The sequence below is a fragment of the Modestobacter sp. NPDC049651 genome (assembly GCF_040659695.1).
Taxonomy (GTDB): domain Bacteria; phylum Actinomycetota; class Actinomycetes; order Mycobacteriales; family Geodermatophilaceae; genus Modestobacter.
The window spans coordinates 70,660-88,660 of record NZ_JBFAOG010000011.1 but is presented as its reverse complement, the minus strand read 5'-3'; the positions used below and the strand labels follow the sequence as shown (position 1 = coordinate 88,660).

The following is an 18,001-nucleotide window of genomic DNA, read 5'->3' as shown; positions in this document are numbered from 1 at the left end:
TTGCGGGGAGGCTGGGAACGTGGCGACGTCGGACGTGGTGGATGCGCGACCAGACGCAGGGGGAAGCAAGAAGACCGGCGGGAACGGCCCTCGGACAATGGTCGAGCTGCCACGCCGGAGTGGCCGGCTCGTAGCGCTGACCGCCGCACTCCTGGCTGCGACGTTGCTGGTCCCCTGGATCGACTCGCAGCTCGCCCTCGGCGCCGTGGCGGTCCTCGCCGTCGGTGTCGTCGTCGCTCTCGGCCGGACGGCGCGGCGAGCCGCCCGGGCGTCACGCCGCCGCGGAGGCCTGCGGCTCAGCTGGGAACTGCTGCTGCACCTCTCGCCCGTGGCACTGCTGACGCTCGTCTTCCCCGTCGTGAGCGATCGCATCGGCTCGGTCCAGGTCGACGGAGTCGGTCTCGGCACGATCGTGCTGACCGCGTCCTTGACGGTCCCCTGGCTCAGTCAGGCGGTCTGCATGCCGCTCTACCGCGGCGTCGGGAGCCTCGCCGAGGGGGCGGACGTCGACGCGCTGCGCGCCCGGTTCTGCGCGGTCTGGCCCCAACTGGCAGTCCGCGGGCTCCCGGTCGTCGCCGTGTTCGCGGTCCCGGTCCAGCTCGTGCTCGGGTGGCCGCTCGGGGCGCTGGGCGCCTACGTGGCGATGTGCGTCCTGCAGCTGCTGTTCGCCCAGTCGCTCGTGCTCAGCAACATGCAGGGCCACCGGTGGTCCTGGGCAGCTGCGTGGGCTGCCTACGCCCTCGTCCTCCTGCTCGTACCGCAGTTGTGGGCACTGCCGCCGCTGGCCGGCCTGCTCACCCAGCTCGTCCCGATGCGCCGGCACCTGCGTCACCTGCGCGGCGCGGTCGTCGTCGATCCTCGGGACGTCCGGGCCGATCTGCTCCGCGGACTGCTGGTCGGAGCCGTGCTGTGGGCGGACAAGCTGGTGTTCTTCCTCGCGGCCGGGCGCGGATTCGCCGTCGACACCGTGTTCCTGGCCCTGCTGCCCGCGGTGCTGGCCTACAACGTCTACTTCGTCGTGCTCGCGCCTGCCTTCGACACGGCGGTGACCGCACTGCGCACCGCGATGGAGAGCGCTCCCCTCCATCAGCTGACACGGCACAGCAGGTCCATGGCGGACGTCGTCCGCGACTGCATCGCTCGGACGGCGGTGGCCGGGGCAGCTCTGGGGCTGGCATGCGCGTCCCTCGTCGCCGTCTTCGAGCCCCGGGCGGTGCACCTGACCGTCGCGGTCGGGGTCGCCTCGTGGTTGTTCATGATGACGACGGTCGTCTGCTACAAGCTCGACTACGTCGGTCGGCGGGTGATCGTCCAGGTCGTGGGCGCGCTGCACCTGGCTGCGACGGTCGTGGCATTCGTCGTCCTGCCGTCCGGACCGATCGTCTACGCGGTCCTGATCGGGGTCGAGTCCTTGCTGCTCGCGGTGGCCCTGCGCAGCTGCCTGGACCACTGGCGGCGTCCGGAGTACACGCTCTTCTGGCGACACGCGACCGCCTGGTGAGGTCGGCGCGAGAGAGCCCTGCGCGAGCGCAGTTCACCGGGCCGGCTCAGCCGTCCGCCTACGGTTCGTACGTCCCCCGCCCTCTCACGGGCGCCGCTGCAGTGAAGTCCGGAGGATCGGCACACATGGACCCCGCGCGTCTCTACGAGGACGTCGACGTCGCCATCGTGATGGAGTCGACGTACCCCTACCTGAAGGGAGGTGTCTCCGCGGTCGTCCACGACATCTTGGTGGGCAACCCCGACCTCACGTTCGGGATCATCCACATCACGTGGGACAGCGGCAGCCCTCACGAGGACCTCTACGGGATGCCGGACAACGCCCGGTGGGTCAAGCCCGTCTACCTGAGCATGCAGGAGCACCAGGTGGACTTCGCGGCCTTGTCCCCGCGTGACCTGTGCATGCGGCGTCCGGCCCGCCGGCGGCTGGCGCACCGCCTCTTCGACGCCCTCGACGCGATCGTGGCCGGTGACCCGGAACCCATGTGGGAGCTCTACGACGAGGGCATGAACCCGCGAACCCGTCGGTACCCCCTCTGGGCCCTTCTCGGCTGTGCCGAGTTCATGGAGGTGCTGGTCGAGCGGCTCCCGGGCCTGGACCTTTCGCTGGTCGACGTCTTCTGGCTCATGCGCGAGTTCTGGTCCCTCGCCTGCGCGGTCCTCGGCGGTGACATGCCGGCGGCGCGCGTCTACCACGCCCACACCACGGGCTACGCCTCGCTCCTCGGCGCTGCGGCCGCCCGGCAGAACGACGGCGCCTTCCTGCTCACCGAGCACAACCTCTACGTGCGCGACACGGTCAACACCCTGCTCGAACGCGACATGGCCCTGCCCGTCACGGCCGCGGACTGGCGGACGTTCGACGTGTCGACGACGCAGCGGGCCTGGATGGCCTGGTGGATCGAGATGGGTCGCTTCTGCTACCCGAGCGCCGAGGTCATCACGTATCTGTACCCGAAGGCGATCATGGAGGCCGCGGACCTGGGGTCGCCCGTGCAGAAGAGCGTGGTCATCCCCAACGGCATGGTGCCGGCGTCGGTGGAGGCAGCCCACCGCAGTCGGCTGCGAGCCGTCGACGACTTGCTCGCCGGTGGCGGCGACCGGGTCTGGCGCTTCGCCTACATCGCCAGGGTCGTGCCGATCAAGGGCCTGCTGGACCTCATCGACTCGCTGGACCGGCTGGTGCAGCGTGGCGTGACGAACTTCCACCTCGACGTCCTGGGCCCGACCGAGCACGTGCCGGACTACTACGAGCAGTGCGTCGCGAAGATCGCGCGACTGGGCCTCGCGCCCCACATCACCTTCCACGGCACCGTCGACGTGAAGGCCAGGCTCGGTGATGTCGACCTCCTCGTCCTGTCCAGCTACAACGAGGGTCAGCCGATCGTCGTCCTGGAGGCGATGACCGCGGGCATCCCGACCGTCGGCACCGAGGTCGGGGGCATGGCCCAGCTCGTGCGCGACACGCTCACGACGCCCGAGGGGCGGAGCTGGGGGTCGTGCGGGGTGCTGGTCGATCCGCTGAACATGGTCGAGGGGTTGGCCGACGGTCTGGCGGCAGTGATGTCCGATCCTGAGCTGTACGCCACCTATGCCCGGAACGCTCGTGGCCGAGTCGAGAACTTCTTCCAGCTCGACGACGCCATGCGCGCGTACAACGACCTGTACCGGGAGCTCGGTCGACTGCCGAGCGAGCAGAGCGCCGCGCAGGGAGCGGAGGTCGTGCCGAGCCCTCCGGCGGCTGCCCTGCCGACCCCCCGGCGTCGTGGTCAAGGTGCTCACCGGCGCACCGCTGGCGCGCACCGCATGCGCCCCGAGATGACCCAGGTGCTGCGGACGAGGGTCCAGCCTCGGTGAGAGCCGGCACCCGACACCTGACCGTCTGAGGCGACTCCCGCTCAAGGTCGGGCGTCGAGGTGCCGACAACCCAGTGGTGACATGGTTGCTGCTGGCGCTCTTGGTCGTGCTCCCCTCAGGGCTCGCTGCAGGGCTGAGCAGGCGCGGGCAGTCTGTCGACCCGGTGCCGGTCACCCCCCGCTCGAGCCGGCCGCGCGCCGTGCCGGTGGACGAGGACGGCTGGTGGTTCGAGTCCCAGCCGGTCGGCCCACGCTGATCCGTCGCCACCGACGTACTACGAGGTCCGGGCGAGAGCCCGAGCCGCCGGTCAGCGCGGGATCGCGGGCAGGGTCTCGGCGGTGAACTCGTCGGCGTTCTGCGCGAGCGAGTCGCTCCTCAGGTAACCCCACATCCGGTTGCCGGTGTTCGCGTCGAGGTAGACGACGCTGGCCGCGCCCTCCATGCCGGTGCCCATCACGGGCGCGGTGAAGAAGTCGACGCCCGCCGGCCGCAGCCCGCGGAGCGAGTAGGCCATCGACAGCAGGTCGGTGTTGCCCAGGGTGTCGTCGACCGCGATGGCGCTGGTGACCGTGCGCAGGGTCTCGTCGAGCTTGCCGGGGCTGGTGAACACGCCCTGGTCGGCGAGCTGGCTGAACATGGCGCGCAGGTAGTTCTGCTGCCGCTTCACCCGGTCGAAGTCGCCGCCGGGCAGGCCGTGCCGCTGGCCGACGTACCAGCGGGCCGCCTCGCCGTCCAGGTGGTTGATGCCCTGGCTGAAGGTGAACTGCCCGTTGGTCGTCGTCTCCGGCACGGTCACGTCGACGCCGCCCAGCGCGTCGGTGACGTCGATCAGCCCGTCGAAGTCGATGGCGGCGTAGTGGTCGATCCGCACGCCGGTGAGCTGCTCGACGGTCTGGATGAGCAGGCCCGGCCCACCCCACGCGTACGCAGCGTTGATCTTGCTCGTGCCGTGACCCGGGATCGGCACCCACGAGTCGCGGGGGATCGAGACGATCTGTGCGTGCTCGTGGTCGGCGCTGAACCGGGCGATCATGATCGCGTCCGACCGCGCGTCGGGCAGGTCGCCGGCGGCGATGTCGGCCCGGGTGTCGGAGCCGACCAGCAGGAAGGTGACCGGGTCGCCCTGCGCCGTCGTGCTGTCGGTGGGCGAGGACTCGGCCGGCCGCGACGTCGCATCCAACCCGGCGAACACGTCGCCCACCCGGTCGATGTTCCCGGCATAGCGGTCGGTCAGGTACCAGAGGCCGCCGCCGATGGCGGCGACCAGCACGGCGACCAGGATGCCCAGCCCGGTCAGGACGCGGCGCAACGTGCGGCGGCGATGCCGCGGGCCGGCGGGGACGGACTGCGACTGCTGCATGAACTGGGCCACGGGGTCGACGGGCCCGGGTGCCGTTGCGACGGCACCCGGGTCGGCCTCGTCGATGCGCTGGTCGGACATGCCACCTCACCGGTTCCTGGACGTCTTCGCTCCCGATGGTGCGCACGTCGGACGATGTGCACCTCACCCTTGGTGACCGTTCACCCGGTCGGGAGCCCAAGCACACCCGTTGGTGCTGGCCTGCCCCTGGCGGGAGCGCCGCGCGACCTCGCTGAGGGTGATCGCTGGCGGCCCGCAGGCCCACCCCTTACCGTTCGGTCGACGGAACGGGCAGCAGGACGGGAGGTGGACTCGACGCATGAAGATCTCCGTGATCGGCTGCGGCTACCTGGGTGCCGTCCACGCCGCGTCGATGGCAGAGCTGGGGCACGACGTCGTCGGCATCGACGTCGACCGGCGGAAGATCGAGATGCTCCAGAAGGCGAAGGCCCCTTTCTACGAGCCCGGGTTCGAGGAGCTGCTCGGACGCACGCTCACCTCGGGCCGGCTGCGGTTCAGCACCGACATGGCCGACGCCCGTGGGGCCGTCGTCCACTTCGTGTGCGTGGGCACCCCGCAGAAGCGCGGCGAGTACGCCGCCGACCTGCGCTACGTCGAGGCCGCTGCCGAGTCGCTGCTCGAGGCGCTCAAGCCCGGCGACCTGGTCGCGGGCAAGTCGACGGTCCCGGTCGGGACGGCGGCGCGGCTGGCCGAGCTGGTCAGCGGCAAGGTGCCCGGCGCGATGCTCGCGTGGAACCCGGAGTTCCTCCGCGAGGGCTTCGCCGTCCAGGACACCCTGCACCCCGACCGGCTGGTCTACGGCCTGCCGGCCGGCGAGGACGGCGACCGCGCCCGTGCCGTGCTCGACGAGGTCTACGCCTCGATCGTGGCCGTCGGGACCCCGCAGGTGGTCACCGACTACGCCACTGCCGAGATGGTGAAGACCGCCGCCAACTCGTTCCTCGCCACGAAGATCTCGTTCATCAACGCGATGGCCGAGCTGTGCGAGGCCACCGGCGCCGACGTGAAGCAGCTGGCCGACGCGATCGGTCACGACGACCGGATCGGCCGCAAGTTCCTCAACGCGGGCCTCGGCTTCGGCGGCGGCTGCCTGCCCAAGGACATCCGCGCGTTCATGGCCCGCGCCGGGGAGCTGGGCGCCGACCAGGCGCTGACCTTCCTGCGTGAGGTCGACAACATCAACATGCGCCGGCGCATCCGGATGGTCGAGCTGGCGAGAGAGGTGCTCGACGGCTCGCTGCTCGGCAAGCGGATCGCCGTGCTGGGCGCGGCGTTCAAGCCCGACAGCGACGACATCCGCGACAGCCCGGCGTTGAACGTCGCGGCGCAGCTGGAGCTGCAGGGGGCGACAGTCCGGGTGACGGACCCGGCTGCGCTGGCGAACAGCCGACGCGAGTGGCCGCACCTCGACTTCGTCGAGACCGCGGAGGAAGCCGCCGACCAGGCGGACGTGGTCCTGCTGCTCACCGAGTGGAAGCAGTACCGCGAGCTCGATCCGGTGGCCTTCGGGGACGTCGTCCGGCAGAAGCGCGTGCTCGACGGCCGGAACGCGCTGGACCGCGACTCGTGGGTGGCCGCAGGCTGGACCTACCGCGCGCTGGGCCGCCGCGCCGGCTGACCGCACGTCCGGAGACCGGCTCGACCGCGGACGGCGTCCGGGACCGACGTCGTCCTCCCGCTGTCCCGGGGGAGCGATGCGTTCGGGCAGCGGATCCGGTCTTGACCGGCATGACCCGCATCGTCGCTGACATCTCGGTCTCCCTCGACGGCTTCGTCACCGGTCCCGACCCCGGGTTGCACAACGGGCTGGGCAACGGCGGGGAGGCCCTGCACACCTGGGCGTTCTCCGACGACCCCGACGATCGCCGGATCGTGAGCCAGGCGACCACCCGGTCGGGCGCCGTCGTGCTCGGTCGCCGGCTGTTCGACATCGTCGACGGCCCGGGTGGGTGGAACGACGAGGTCGGCTACGGCGCCGGCGAGGTCGGCAAGCCCCCGTTCGTCGTCGTCACCAGCTCGCCGCCCGCGTCCGTGCGGCTCACCGACCTCGACTGGACGTTCGTCACCACCGGGCTGCCCGACGCCGTCGCCGCCGCGCGGCAGCGGGCCGAGGCCGCGTCGTCGGACCTGGACGTCGTGCTCATGGGCGGCGGTGCCACCATCGGTTCCGCGATCGCCGCCGGGCTCGTCGACGTGCTGTCGCTACACCTGGCCCCTGTGGTCTTGGGCGCCGGGACGCCGCTGTTCACCGGCGGACCCCCGCGCACGTTGGTGCGCACGAGCGTCCTCCCCACGTCGACGGCGACGCACCTCACCTACGACGTCGCCTGACGATGCAGCCGCCCCCACCAGGCTCGGGAGCCGCCCTCGAGGGGTCGGGGAGGATGGCCGGGTGACCGAGCCGAGCCAGGACGACGCCACCGCCCGCGACCTCGCCACCCGCGCGGGCGAGCTGCTGCTGGAGGTCCGCGGCCGCACCTTCGCCGACGCCGACGAGCGCAAGGCCGCCGGCGACCAGGCCGCGCACGACTTCCTCGTCGCGCAACTGGCCGCACTGCAGCCCGACGACGGCGTGCTGTCGGAGGAGGGCGCCGACGACCCGATCCGGCTGGTCAGCAACCGCGTGTGGATCGTCGACCCGCTCGACGGCACCCGCGAGTTCGCCGAACCCGACCGCGCCGACTGGGCCGTGCACGTGGCGCTGTGGGAGCGCGGCGAGCTCACCGCCGGCGCCGTCGCACTGCCCGCGCACACGCTCACGCTCAGCACCGCCGAGCCCCGCGAGCTGCCCGCCCGCCCCGACGGCCCGCTCCGGCTCGCGGTCAGCCGCAGCCGCCCGCCGGCCCTGGTCGCCGACCTCGCCGCCGCCCTGGACGCAGAACTCGTCCCGATGGGCTCGGCCGGCGTCAAGGCGATGGCCGTCGTCCGCGGGCAGGTCGACGCCTACGTGCACGCCGGCGGGCAGTACGAGTGGGACTCCGCCGCGCCCGTGGCCGTCGCCCGCGCCGCGGGCCTGCACACCAGCCGGCTCGACGGCTCTCCACTCCGCTACAACCGGCCGAACCCGTGGCTGCCCGACCTGCTCGTCTGCCGCCCCGAGCTCGCCGGGCAGCTCCTCGCCGCGCTGGCCTGACCTCACCCCTCCGGGGGAGGGCGGTGGACATGCGCTGCGGTCACTGCCCGGTCAGGACGACCAAGCGGCATGTCCTCCTATCGGGCGAACCTCACGCTGCCGTTCCCCCACGCCGAGCGGGCCGTCGCCACCCTGCGCACCGAGCTGCACCGGCAGGTCGTCGCCGACGGCCCCGCCGAGCGTCCCGACTGGTCGACGCTCCAGCTCAGCGGCCCGATCGAGACGTTCGACAAGGCCGGTGGCATCTGCTTCGAGTACTCCGCGGCCGTCCGCCGGCTCGGCAGCCGGGCGCTCGTCCGCGCCTGACTCAGCCCTCCAGCAGCCGGCGCAGCACCAGCCGCGCCGACTCCTCGATCCCCGACGTCCGGGTGTCGATCACCAGCTCGGCGTCCGTGGGCTCCTCGTACGGGTCGCTGATGCCGGTGAACTCGGCGATCTCCCCGCGCCGCGCCTTCGCGTAGAGCCCCTTGCGGTCGCGCGCCTCGCACTCCGCCAGCGGCGTCGCCACGTGCACCAGCACGAACGACCCCGGCCCGGCCTCGGCCTCCACCAGCCGGCGGGCGTCCGCGCGGGTCGCGGCGTACGGCGCGATCGGCGCGCACACCGCCAGCCCGCCGTGCTTGGCGATCTGCGCGGCCACCCAGCCGATCCGACGCACGTTGGTGTCCCGGTCGGCCTTGGAGAACCCGAGCCCGGCCGACAGGTGGGTGCGCACCTCGTCGCCGTCCAGCAGGGTCACCGTGCGGCCGGCTTCCAGCAGCAGCTCCACCAGCCGCGCGGCGATCGTCGACTTCCCGGCCCCCGACAGCCCGGTGAACACCACCGCCCGCCCGCCGGTGACCGGCCGCGCCGCGGGCACGTGCGCGCCGGCCAGCCGCGCGCCGTAGGCGGCAGCCACCGCCGTCCAGTCGGTGCCGGGGCCCGGCGGCAGCGGCACCGGGACGACGACCCGCTCGGCCCCCGGCCCCCACGCCGCCGCGGCCAGCGAGATGGCCGCCGCGTCCGGGCCCGTGCCGGCCACCGGCAGCAGCACGAGCAGCGGGCCGTCCGGCGTCCCGGCACCCGGCGTGCCGATCCACGCGACCGGGTCGGTCCAGCCGCGGGCGGCGAGGTCGGCGCGCACCGCGTCGGGGGAGCGCCAGCGCGGCACCTCACGGACGGCGAGGCGCCCGTCGTCCGCCGTCGCGACCAGCGCGCCCTCGAGGTCCTCGTACTCCGCGGCCGGCGGCAGGACCGGCGCCGTGGGGGAGAGGCCGAACGACCAGGCGGCCAGCTCCGCGAGCTGCGCGTGGGTGAGCCGGGTCCGGGACTGCTGCGCCATGGCAGCAGTCTGGCAAGCCGGTCCGGTCAGACGCCGGGGCGCACCACACCGCAGCGGCACGCGTACAGCGACGCGCCGCTGAACGGGTCGTCACCGGACCGCCGGAAGCCGTGGAGGTGCGGCAGGAGGCTGCGCAGGGGCGTGCGGAGGACGCCGTCGAGGACCTTGTGCACCCCGACAGTGTGATCACCCGAACAGGTGGATGACCAGCGAATCGGCCACGGTGCACGCAGCGTCACACGATCGGGTGCATCAAGCTGTGCCGCCGGCCTGCCGATGTACCGAGCATGACGTGGTGGGCGTGGCTCCTCGTGGCGTGGGTCGCCGTCTCCGTGCTGCTCGCCGTCCCGCTGGGCGTGACCATGCGCGAGGCCGACCGCCGGGAGCGGGGCCTGCCCTCGTCGCTGCGCCGCCGCATCCCGGTGCCGCCGCTGGCCGTCGTCCTCGGCGGGCTGGCCGTGACGCTGGAGGCGCTGGGCTTCCTGCTGCGCGCCGCCGGCGCCGACCGCACCGGCACCGGCCGGCTGCTGTCGATGGACGCGCCGTTCTCGCTGCCCCGCATGTTCGTCACCGCGCTGTTCGTGCTCGCCGCGCTGGCCGCCTTCACCGGCGCCGCCCGCAACCCCGGACGCCGCACCTGGTGGCTGGCCGTCGGGCTGGTCGCCGCGGTGATCGCCGAGGTCAAGGGCGGCGGCACGGTGCACGTGCGGGCCGTGCACGCCCTCGGCCTCGCCGCCCACCCGGTGCTCACCGCGCTGGTCAGCGGCGTGATCGTGGTCGCGGTGCTCGCCGGGCTGTGGGTGCTCAGCCGCCACGACCGCCGCGACCGGCGGCGCACGCTCATCGCCTTCGCCGTCTACGGGCTGGCCTCCGGTGGGCTGTCGTCGGTGTCGTCCGGCGTCGCGCAGGCCACCGCGAGCCGCTTCCTGACCGCGCTGGCCACGTTCGTCGAGGAGGGCGCCGAGGCGCTCGGGGCGGTCACCGTGCTGGTGGCCGTGCTCGTCGGCGTCGCGCCGCGGCTGGTGCTGCCCGCCTCCTGGGCGCTGCGCCGCACCGCGGACGCCGAGACCGTCGACGCCCCCGGCCGGCTGCCGGTCTGGGCGCCCGACGTCCGCGACCTGCGCGGCTGACCTACCGGGACTCCGCCCGGCTCTCCGGCACGCGGGGCCGCTGGCTGCCCGCGCACAGCGCCGCGAAGTCCGACTGCAGCGCGTCGGCGAGCTTGACGGCGGGGTCGACGACCTCGGCGACCGGGGCAGGTGCGGTGTTCGTCATGCGCCGACGCTAGCGACGCAGCAGCCGCTACGGGGAGTTCCGACACATGACGAGTCCGTGACGACGCGTCACCCGCGCCCCAGCGCGGCCGCCAGCCAGGCGTCGGTCCGCCGGTCCCAGGTCCGCGCGGTGGCCCAGTCGATCCGCTCCTTGGCGTGCGTGACCGGCTCGTCGACCGCGGCCTCCATCGCCGCGGCCATCTCCGCCGGCCCCGACACCACCGCGGTGTGCGGCGGCACGTCGCTGGAGTGCTCCAGGTGCCCCGCGGTCGCGACCACCGGCACGCCGCGCGCGCAGTAGTCGTAGGTCTTCATCGACGACTGCCCCAGCGCCCGGCTCGCGACGTCCGGGATCAGCCCGACCGTCGCGGTGTCCAGCACGTCGGCCAGCCGGTCGCGCGGCAGCAGCCCCGCGTACTCGAACCGGCCGGGGAACTCCGCGCCCAGCGCGAGGAACCGCGCCCGGTCGGCCTGCTCGCACAGCGGGAACACCAGCTGCCCGTGGACGGCGAGCGTCCAGTCCGGCAGCGCGGTGAGCACCGCGCGCACCAGGTCGACGTCGAACCGGCCGGCGATGCTGCCCACGTAGACCGCGTGCCGCTCCCGCCGGGCCGCGGTGCGGGGCGCGGCCAGCAGCGCCTCGTCGGTGCCGTTGGGCACCACCACCGGGGTCCGGCCGGGGAACAACCCGGCCAGCACCCGGTTGACCACGACCACCTCGTCGGCCTCGTCGGCGATCCGGCGCAGCTGGTCGGGCAGCCCGCGGGCGGCCGGCAGCAACCGCGCCCAGTCGTCGGTGCAGTCGAACACCCGGCGTCCCGGCTGCGCGGCGACCGCCCGCCACTCCCACGGCAGCATCCCGACGCTCGCGTCCGGCGCCCAGCCCGACCGGCGCAGGAAGCGGCGCAGCAGCGCGGCGTCGGCCCGCTCGGCCGGCCGGTGCCGCGACCCGGGGACGACGGTCGACCGCTCGGTGACCCGCACGCCCGGCTCGGGGGAGAGGAAGTGCCCGCGGCCCAGGTGCCGGGTCCAGCCGGCGCGGTCCGACCGCAGCCGCCGCCAGTCGGCCGGGGCCTGCACGAAGTCGACGTCCGCCCCGCGGCGGACCAGCTCGCGGGCGATCATCTGCTCACGGCGGATCGCCGGGTGCCAGGGGTCCTTGGCGAGGAAGCCGACGCGCAGGCCGGGCGTGGGCGTCAGCGGGGGCCTCCTTCGGGTGTCACCGCTGCACCCTAAGAGGGTCGTGCGCAACACGCCCGGCACACTGGCCGGGTGCGTCTGCGGGCCCTGGGGCTGCCGGACGGCGTCGTCCACCGGTTGCCCCACCGGGCCAAGCGCGCCGTCCTCCACCGTCGTGCCCACGGCCGCTGGCCGGCCGCGGAGCCCCGGACCTTCACCGACAAGGTCAACTGGCGGGTGGTGCACGACCGCCGGCCGTTGATCGGGCAGCTCGGCGACAAGCTCGCGATGAAGGCCTACGCCGCCGAGGTGCTGCCCGCGCTGAGCATCCCGCGGGTGCTGTGGACCGGCACCGACGTCGCGGCGCTGGCCGCCGCGGAGCTGCCCGACCGCTGGGTGCTCAAGCCCAACCACGGCACGATGCGGGTGCACGTCGGCGCCGGCCGCCCCGACGTGGCCGCGCTGCGCCGGACCACCGCCGGCTGGCTGGACGAGCCGCTGCACCGCACCCGCGGCGAGTGGGTGTACAGCCAGGCCAGGCGGCTGCTCCTCGCCGAGGAGTTCCTCGGCTCCGGCGCCCCGCCGGCCGACCACAAGTTCCTCGTGTTCGGCGGCACCGTGCGCCTGGTGCAGGTCGACACCGGCCGGTTCGGCGACCACCGGCGCCGGCTCTACACCCCGGACTGGGCGCCGGTCGACGTCGCCGAGGACGTCGCGCCCGGCCCGGTCACCCCGCCCCCGGCGGCCCTGGACGAGATGACCAAGGTCGCCGAGGCGCTGGGCGCGGCCCTCGACTTCGTGCGGGTCGACCTGTACGAGGTCGACGGCGAGGTGTGGTTCGGCGAGCTCACCCCGTACCCCGGTGGTGGGCTGGACCGCTTCGACCCCGTGCTGGACGAGGAGCTCGGCCGGTGGTGGCAGCTGCCGCCGCGGGCGGCGGTGCGCCGCCGCTGAGCCGGGTCAGCCCTGCGCGTAGAGCTTGACCCAGTCGACGTGCAGCGCGGTGACCGACGGGTTGCCGACGCCGCAGCCGAACCGGCCGCCGCCCTCCTGGCAGCCACCGGGCTGCACCTGGATGGCCAGCTCCATCGGCGTGCGGGGCACGTTCGCGTTGTCGGTCTGCCCCCACGCCTGGCCGTCGAGGGTGTAGACGACCCGGCCCGGGGTCCACTCGACGCCGACGGTGTGCCACTGGGTGAAGTCGGCCTTGGTCTGCGTGCCGATCGTGGTGTTGTTCGAGCCGTAGTGCAGCGAGGCGGTGGTGCCGCTGCGGTTGCCGCCGGCGTCCTCCGCGAAGTCGATCTCCGGGGGCCAGGTGTCGTCGGCCGGCCACAGCAGCGCGGCGTACTTCATCTCGTCACCGGCGTCGACGCGCATGCGCATCTCGACCTTGCCGTAGGTCAGCGCGGTCCGGTTCGCCAGCCCGCCGGCGACCCACTCGCCGCCCTGGTTGGTCTGCGACAGCACCAGCTCGCCGTTGCTCAGCTGCACGTGCGAGGGGTCCCAGCGGCCGTAGGGCGAGCCGCCCGGCTGGCCCGAGTACTTGCGCCAGGTGCTGTCCAGGCTCGAGCCGGTGAAGTCGTCGGTGAACACCTGGCGCCAGCCGGCCGGCGCGCCCTGCGGCGCGGCGGTGGTGCCGCCGGAGGAGGTCGCGGCCGGCGCGGCGGGCTTCGCCGCCGGGGCGGGGGCCGGGGCGGGCGCCGGGGCCTGCGGCTTCGGGGCCGCGGCGGCGCTGCTCTTCACCGACGGCGCCGGGGCCGGGGCCTGCGGCTTGGGGGCCGGCGCCGTGGCCGACGACGACGGGGCAGCCGAGCTGGGCGCGGGCGCCGGGGCGGGGGCGACGCTCGAGGACGGCGCGCTCGACGACCAGGTGCCCGAGGAGGCGGTCGTGCCGGGGGCGGCGCGGTGGAAGCGGGAGGCGCTGCCGCCGTCCCGGTGGGAGTACCAGCGCGAGCCGGCGGCGTCCTGCACCACGGTGTCGTCGGCGCGGTCGGCCGGCGTGCCGACGGCGATGACCCCGAGGGCCGCGGCGGCGACCGACACGGAGGCCACCGCCAGCACGCGGGCGGCGCGCCCACTGGCGGCCACGGTGTGGCGTCGGTTGGTCACTCGGCGTCCGGGCATGGCGGTCAGTAAACATGTCGACAAAGAGACCGTCGAAGATCTGGAGCCCAGACGACGCGCAGGCCACTAATTTCACAGCTGTCACACCCGTCCCACGTTCGGGGCGGGTGGTGCCTCGAGGACGAGGGAACGGCAGGTGACCGTGCGGGGTGCCCGTCCGTGTCGGAGATGGCAGCGGATCCATGGCTGAGGCAGGCTGTAGTTGTGTCGTCGCTCTACGTGCTGGGCGACGCCCGTGGCCGCCCGCGCTCCGCGCCTGCGCCCACGAGGGACTCCGCAGACCGGAAGTGGTGCAACGTGCTGGCGCAGGGCAGGACGACGGGGGAGCAGCCGGCCGACCGGCTGGCGATGGACGGCCGCAGCCCGGCCCCGGCGGGCGCCCGGTGAGCGCCGGCGTCACGGTCTGCGCCTGCGGTCACGAGCGGGTCGCGCACCAGCACTACCGCCGCGGCACCGACTGCGCGCTGTGCTCCTGCGCCCGCTACCGGCGGCGGTTCCGCCTGTTCGGCCGCGGCTGACCGCCGCGCCGTCGTCCGGCGCGGGTCAGCCCGGCTGGGACGACGGCCGGCCGGCCGTCAGTGCGGCGTCCAGCGCCGCGGCCAGCGCCGGGGCGTGCTCGCCGCTGAGCAGCACGTGGTGCGAGCCCGGGACCTCGACCACCCCTAGGTCGGGTGCCTGCCGCCGCCACGCGTAGAGCAGGTTCGCCACCACCGGCACCCGGAACCGGGCGCGGAAGTAGGTGACCGGCCCCGGGTAGGGCCCCCACTCGTAGGCGTTGAACACCCGGTAGGCCGCGGCGAACGTGCGGGCCTCCTCGTCCGGCGGCGCGCCCCGACCCAGCCGCCGGCGCAGCACGCCGAGCACCGAGTCCTCGACCATGCCCGGCACCAGCAGCGCCACCCACCAGGCGACCGTGCGCAGCAGCTTCGACAGCGGTGACAGCCGGGCGAACGGGGGCTCGGTGTCCAGCAGCCCCAGGAACGTCACCGACCGGCCCGCCGCGGTGAGCTGCCGGGCCATCTCGTAGGCCACCAGCCCGCCGAACGAGTACCCGGCCAGCCGGACCTCGCCCTCGGGCTGCGCCGCCTGGACGTCGGCCACCAGCGCGGTCGCGATGCCGGTGATCGTGACGCCGTCGCGGGTGGCGATCTCCGGGTCCGAGGTCAGCCCGAGCACCGGCGCCGGGCTCTGCATCGCGTCGACCACCGCGCGGTAGATGTCGACGTCGCCGAGGTAGCCGTGCACCAGGAACAGCGGCGCCACCCCCGGCTCGCCGGCCCGCAGCAGCTCGACCGGTGCCCCCGGCGCGCGGTCCGCGGCCAGCGCGCGGGCCACGCCGTCGACCGTCGGCTCGGCGAGGAAGTCCTCCAGCAGCAGCGGCCGGTGCACCGCCAGCCGCAGCCGGCGCAGCAGCGTCATCGTCTGCCGGGAGGTGCCACCGGCGTCGAAGAAGTCGGCGTGCGCCGGCACCGGCCCGCCCAGCACCTCGGCGAACACCCGCGCCACGGTGGCGTGCACGTCGTCGCCCTCCGGGGCCGCTCCGGCCGGCGCCGCCGCGGCCCGCGCCGCCGCGGCGGCGATGCCGTCGAGCGCGCCGGGATTCTTCAGCGCCGCCCGGTTGCGCACCGGCACGCCGTCCAGCACCGCCCGCGCGGCGCTCTCGGACTTCTTGCCGTTGTGCGTCAGCGGGATCTCGTCGACCGCCAGCACCAGCGACGGCACGTGCGCCGGTGAGCCCTCGCGGCGCAGCGTCCCGCGGATCGCCCAGGTGAGCTCGTCGGTCAGCTCGACCCCCGGCTGCAGGGTGACCAGCAGCGCCAGCCGGGTGCCGCCGGCCGTGGCCGGGTCGCGGGTCTCGACGGCGATCGCGTCGGCGATGCCGGGGAGCGTGCGGACGATCGTGTAGATCTCCGACGGGCCGATCCGGACGCCGTTGATGTTCAGCACACCGTCGGAGCGGCCGTACACCCGCGACGAGCCGTCAGGGGCGAACTCGATGCGGTCGCCGTGCGTCCAGGCGCCGGGGTTCGCCTCGAAGTAGGCGGCCCGGAAGCGGGCGCCGTCCGGGTCCTGCAGGAACCGCACCGGCCGGGAGGGGAACGGGTTGCGGCAGACCAGCTCGCCCACCTCGCCGACCACCGGGGTGCCGGCGTCGTCGAGCGCGACGACGTCCAGGCCGAGGCTCTTCGCCTGGCACCAGCCGGCGCGCACCGGCAGCTCGGGGTGGCCGAGCACGAAGCAGCCGACGATGTCCGTGCCGCCGGAGATCGACCGCACCGGCACGTCACCGACGTGCTCGGCGACCCACTCGAACTGCCACGGGTGCAGCACCGCGCCGGTCGACAGCACCGTGCGCAGCCGGCCGAGGTCGACGGCCCCGCGCGGCGACCAGCCCTCGTCCTGGCACAGCTGCAGGTAGGCGGGGCTGGTGCCGAGCACCGTGACGCCGTACCGGGCGGCGAGGGTCCACAGCGTCTCCGGCCCGGTGACCGGCCCGTCGTAGAGGACGACGTGCGCGCCCACCGACAGCGCCGACAGCTGCCAGTTCCACATCATCCAGGCGGTGGTGGTGTGGAAGTACAAGGTGTCGGCCGGGGTGAGGTCGACGTGCAGCCGGTGCTCCTTGACGTGCTCGAGCAGCGAGCCGCCGGCGCCGTGCACCATCGCCTTGGGCGGGCCGGTGGTGCCGGAGGAGAACAGCACCCACAGTGGCGCGTCGAACTGCTGGCGCGGCCACTCCGGCCCCGGGTCGTCGGCCGGGACGGCGTCGACCAGGTCGGCCAGCCGGGCCACCTGCACGCCGTCCAGCGCCGGCAGCGGCAGGTCGTCGAGCAGCAGCACCCGCACCACGGTGGGCAGGCCCGCGAGCAGGTCGGCGAGCACCGTGCCGCCGACCAGCGCCGTGCGGTCGACCAGCGCGGTGGTGGCGTCGACCTGGCCGAACCGGCCGAGCAGCGTGTTCACGCCCATGTCCGGAGTGGCGGTCGACAGCGCCGCGCCCAGCCCGGCGACCGCCAGCGCCGCCACGGTCACCCGGGCGTTGTTGGCCGACACCGCGAGCACCGTGTCGCCGGCCCGGACGCCGGCGTCGGCCAGCGCCCGCGACGCCCGGCGGGCGGCGGCGCGCAGCTCGGCGCGGGTGAACTGCTCGGCCGAGCCGTCGCCGTGCACCGAGGTGAGCGCAGGTGCGACGTCGTCGACGCCGGGCAGCGGCCGCAGCAGGTTCTCCGCGTAGTTGAGCCGGACGTCGGGGAAGAAGCGGGCGCCGGCCACGTCGTCGCTGGTGCTGACGGTCTCCGCCGACCCCTCCCACGCGAGGTCCGCCCAGTCCAGGAAGGTGCGCCAGAAGTCCCGGTACCCGGCCACCGACCAGTCGTGCAGGTCGGCAGCGGAGGGCAGCGGCCGGCCGGCGACCGCCTCCGCGCGGGCCCGGAAGGCGGCCAGCTGCGGGCCCGGCGCACCGGGGAGCAGCGGGTCGCGGGGGGCGTCCAGGGTGGTCATCGGCTACCTCCGGGCGTCATTGCCGTGGGCACGAGCAGGTCGGGGTGGGGGCGCACGGCGGTCGCGAGGCTGGCCACCGAGCCCGCCGGCACCGCCACCGGCACCAGGTGCAGCTCCCCGACCCGGCCGCGGGCGCCGATCGGCGTCACCACGTCGGTGGGCAGCCGTTCGATGCCGGTTCCGCGGGCCTTGAGCACCGCTTCCTTCTGCGTCCAGGCGCGGGTGGTGGCCAGCAGCCGGTCGGGCTCGGGGAGCGCGGCCAGCAGGCGGAGCTCCGCCGCGGCCAGCCAGCCCTCGGCGGCGGCGTCGCGGGCCTCGTCGTCCCGGTGATGCTGCACGTCGACGCCGACCGCGGGCCCGCCGGTGACGGCCAGCAGCGCGACGTCGCCGCTGGCCGAGCAGGAGAAGGACAGCCCGCCGCCGGCGAGCAGCGGCCGGCCGCGCTCGGCGTGCAGCGGGACGTCGGCCGGCGGCAGGCCCAGCAGGCCGCCCAGCAACCGCCGCAGCGCGGCCCGCACGATCACCCGGCGCCGCCGGACCGCGGAGGTGCCCCGCTCGGCGCGGGCCCGCTCGGCCTCGTCGAGGCAGCCGGCCGCAGCGGCGACGTCCCAGCGCGGGTCGGCGAGGTCCAGCGACCGGACGACGAGCGACCCGGCGTTCAACGCGCTGCCCGGCCGGTCCAGCTCGCCCATCGACACCCCGCTCCCCACCTGTGATCACGTCCGTTCGCC

General features: G+C 74.5%; 18 protein-coding genes. 10 read left to right on the top strand and 8 right to left on the bottom strand.

Features of this window, described 5'->3' with window-relative positions:
• The first annotated feature begins 19 nt into the window (after positions 1–19).
• Positions 20–1,501 (top strand): hypothetical protein, encoded by a 1,482-nt coding sequence (locus tag AB0J00_RS15790; RefSeq protein WP_357746200.1) that lies wholly within the window; start codon positions 20–22, stop codon positions 1,499–1,501.
• Positions 1,502–1,626: 125 nt separating this feature from the next.
• Positions 1,627–3,357, top strand: a complete 1,731-nt coding sequence (pelF, locus tag AB0J00_RS15785) for a GT4 family glycosyltransferase PelF (protein WP_357746198.1) — start codon at positions 1,627–1,629, stop codon at positions 3,355–3,357.
• Positions 3,358–3,664: 307 nt separating this feature from the next.
• Here the strand turns inward: pelF and AB0J00_RS15780 are convergent, their stop codons facing one another.
• Positions 3,665–4,798: an LCP family protein gene (locus AB0J00_RS15780; RefSeq protein WP_357746196.1), complete on the bottom strand. Its 1,134-nt coding sequence runs from the start codon at positions 4,796–4,798 to the stop codon at positions 3,665–3,667.
• Positions 4,799–5,036: 238 nt separating this feature from the next.
• On the opposite strand from AB0J00_RS15780, the gene AB0J00_RS15775 reads away from it, so the two are divergent.
• From AB0J00_RS15775 to AB0J00_RS15760, 4 genes are all read left to right on the top strand, one after another.
• A complete protein-coding gene (locus AB0J00_RS15775; protein WP_357746194.1) occupies positions 5,037–6,356 on the top strand; it encodes a UDP-glucose/GDP-mannose dehydrogenase family protein in 1,320 nt (439 codons plus the stop codon).
• Positions 6,357–6,466: 110 nt separating this feature from the next.
• A complete protein-coding gene (locus tag AB0J00_RS15770) occupies positions 6,467–7,069 on the top strand; it encodes a dihydrofolate reductase family protein (RefSeq protein ID WP_357746191.1) in 603 nt (200 codons plus the stop codon).
• 61 nt (positions 7,070–7,130) lie between these two features.
• Complete coding sequence (locus AB0J00_RS15765; protein WP_357746189.1) at positions 7,131–7,871, top strand: 3'(2'),5'-bisphosphate nucleotidase CysQ; 741 nt, start codon at positions 7,131–7,133, stop codon at positions 7,869–7,871.
• Between the two features lie 69 nt (positions 7,872–7,940).
• Entirely contained in the window at positions 7,941–8,177 is a 237-nt protein-coding gene (locus AB0J00_RS15760; RefSeq protein ID WP_357746186.1) for a hypothetical protein, read from the top strand.
• Between the two features lies 1 nt (position 8,178).
• On the opposite strand, the gene cysC is transcribed toward AB0J00_RS15760, so the two are convergent.
• Positions 8,179–9,192: an adenylyl-sulfate kinase gene (gene cysC, locus AB0J00_RS15755; protein WP_357746184.1), complete on the bottom strand. Its 1,014-nt coding sequence runs from the start codon at positions 9,190–9,192 to the stop codon at positions 8,179–8,181.
• 26 nt (positions 9,193–9,218) lie between these two features.
• Positions 9,219–9,365: a hypothetical protein gene (locus AB0J00_RS15750; RefSeq protein WP_357746182.1), complete on the bottom strand. Its 147-nt coding sequence runs from the start codon at positions 9,363–9,365 to the stop codon at positions 9,219–9,221.
• A 114-nt stretch (positions 9,366–9,479) separates the two neighbouring features.
• Between AB0J00_RS15750 and AB0J00_RS15745 the strand changes: the two genes are divergently transcribed.
• On the top strand, positions 9,480–10,322 hold the full coding sequence (locus tag AB0J00_RS15745) for a hypothetical protein (protein WP_357746180.1): 843 nt from the start codon (positions 9,480–9,482) through the stop codon (positions 10,320–10,322).
• Between the two features lies 1 nt (position 10,323).
• Here the strand turns inward: AB0J00_RS15745 and AB0J00_RS15740 are convergent, their stop codons facing one another.
• Together AB0J00_RS15740 and AB0J00_RS15735 are read right to left on the bottom strand one after the other, a co-directional pair.
• Positions 10,324–10,467 carry a hypothetical protein gene (locus AB0J00_RS15740; protein WP_357746177.1) on the bottom strand — a complete coding sequence of 48 codons (144 nt, stop codon included), beginning with the start codon at positions 10,465–10,467 and terminating at the stop codon, positions 10,324–10,326.
• A 68-nt stretch (positions 10,468–10,535) separates the two neighbouring features.
• Positions 10,536–11,720 (bottom strand): hypothetical protein, encoded by a 1,185-nt coding sequence (locus tag AB0J00_RS15735; protein WP_357746175.1) that lies wholly within the window; start codon positions 11,718–11,720, stop codon positions 10,536–10,538.
• An 18-nt stretch (positions 11,721–11,738) separates the two neighbouring features.
• Between AB0J00_RS15735 and AB0J00_RS15730 the strand changes: the two genes are divergently transcribed.
• Complete coding sequence (locus AB0J00_RS15730) at positions 11,739–12,599, top strand: ATP-grasp fold amidoligase family protein (protein ID WP_357746172.1); 861 nt, start codon at positions 11,739–11,741, stop codon at positions 12,597–12,599.
• A gap of 6 nt (positions 12,600–12,605) precedes the next feature.
• Here the strand turns inward: AB0J00_RS15730 and AB0J00_RS15725 are convergent, their stop codons facing one another.
• The gene (locus tag AB0J00_RS15725) at positions 12,606–13,754 is read right to left on the bottom strand and encodes a glycoside hydrolase family 16 protein (RefSeq protein ID WP_357746169.1); all 1,149 of its coding nucleotides are present in this window, start codon (positions 13,752–13,754) and stop codon (positions 12,606–12,608) included.
• A gap of 219 nt (positions 13,755–13,973) precedes the next feature.
• On the opposite strand from AB0J00_RS15725, the gene AB0J00_RS15720 reads away from it, so the two are divergent.
• Entirely contained in the window at positions 13,974–14,156 is a 183-nt protein-coding gene (locus AB0J00_RS15720) for a hypothetical protein (RefSeq protein WP_357746168.1), read from the top strand.
• Positions 14,153–14,287 carry a hypothetical protein gene (locus AB0J00_RS15715; RefSeq protein ID WP_357746165.1) on the top strand — a complete coding sequence of 45 codons (135 nt, stop codon included), beginning with the start codon at positions 14,153–14,155 and terminating at the stop codon, positions 14,285–14,287. Before AB0J00_RS15720 ends, AB0J00_RS15715 begins: the two co-directional genes overlap by 4 nt.
• Positions 14,288–14,312: 25 nt before the next feature.
• Here AB0J00_RS15715 and AB0J00_RS15710 read toward each other — a convergent pair whose 3' ends face one another.
• Both AB0J00_RS15710 and AB0J00_RS15705 read right to left on the bottom strand, forming a co-directional pair.
• Complete coding sequence (locus AB0J00_RS15710; RefSeq protein ID WP_357746162.1) at positions 14,313–17,270, bottom strand: acetoacetate--CoA ligase; 2,958 nt, start codon at positions 17,268–17,270, stop codon at positions 14,313–14,315.
• Positions 17,267–17,962, bottom strand: coding sequence for a 4'-phosphopantetheinyl transferase superfamily protein (locus AB0J00_RS15705; protein WP_357746160.1), 696 nt, complete (start codon positions 17,960–17,962; stop codon positions 17,267–17,269). Before AB0J00_RS15705 ends, AB0J00_RS15710 begins: the two co-directional genes overlap by 4 nt.
• Positions 17,963–18,001: the final 39 nt, after the last annotated feature.